We start from the raw sequence: 252 nt of genomic DNA on the forward strand, positions 1-252 counted from the left end.
CGCGTACTGCTGCCTTGCTGGCCAAAGATGTGGATGTGATCGACAAAGTATCGGTTGCCGATATTTCCAAGCTGGAAAAGTCGGAAGGCGTTAAAGTTTATGCCTATCCGGGGCTGCGTGCGCTGATTATGCAGCCAAGCTTTAGCGCGCAGCCGTCCAAATATCTGACTGACAAAGCCAGAAATCCGCTGAAGGAAAATCCGTTGCTGAACCAGAAAGTGCGTGAAGCGCTGACACTGGCGATCAACCGTG

The 252-nt window shown here is 52.0% G+C and carries 1 protein-coding gene; it reads left to right on the top strand.

Annotated elements, in window-relative coordinates; genetic code table 11:
* Nucleotides 1-252, top strand: a 252-nt coding sequence (locus HBA93_RS22335) for an ABC transporter substrate-binding protein (protein WP_286202147.1), incomplete at both ends; no start/stop codon positions are given.

The organism is Ochrobactrum sp. SFR4 (assembly GCF_019730395.1).
GTDB lineage: Bacteria > Pseudomonadota > Alphaproteobacteria > Rhizobiales > Rhizobiaceae > Pseudochrobactrum.